Source organism: Bartonella sp. OT172YNZD (assembly GCF_042193725.1).
Lineage (GTDB): Bacteria > Pseudomonadota > Alphaproteobacteria > Rhizobiales > Rhizobiaceae > Bartonella > Bartonella grahamii_A.
Genome location: NZ_JBHILZ010000101.1, coordinates 1 through 626, shown reverse-complemented (window position 1 = coordinate 626; position 626 = coordinate 1). Strand labels below are relative to the sequence as shown.

The 626-nt window shown below is 33.9% G+C and carries 1 pseudogene; it reads left to right on the top strand.

Annotated features, from left to right (window positions below):
* Positions 1-626 (top strand): annotated as a pseudogene (locus tag ACFIJS_RS09250) (hypothetical protein); the annotation flags it as partial.

Genomic DNA, 626 nt, shown 5'->3' with positions numbered 1-626 from the left:
GAAACATTTTCTGAATTTAAAAATCTTTACTTAAATCTTCAAAAAGATGTTGGGCGAACCATTGGGTGCATAAAACGAATTCGCTCGGATCATGGTAAAGAATTTGAAAATTCCATGTATGCTGATTTTTGTAACTCTCAAGGTGTAAAACATGAATTTTCAGCTGCTAAAACACCCCAACAAAATGGAATTGTCGAAAGGAAAAATCGTGTGATTCAAGAAATGGCTAGAGTTATATTGCATGGAAAAGCTTTACCTTTGCATTTTTTGCCCGAAGTCGTTCATACTGCTTGCTACATAATTAACCGTGTATATCTTCGACCTATGACTAATCAAACTCCTTATGAAATAGTCAAAGGTAGAAAACCGGCCATACGGTACTTTCGAGTTTTTGGAAGTAAATGTTATATTTTGCGAGATAGGGAACCACAAGGTAAGTTTGATCCTAAGAGTGATGAAGGAATTTTCTTAGGATATTCACCAAATTCTTCTTGTTTTCGTGTTTATAATTTGAGAACAAAAGTCATCATGGAATCTGTAAATGTTATAGTAGATGACTTGTCCATTTCTAATGATGCAGGTAATAATGATGTTGAAAGAATTGAAATGAACCTTGAAGGTGAAAA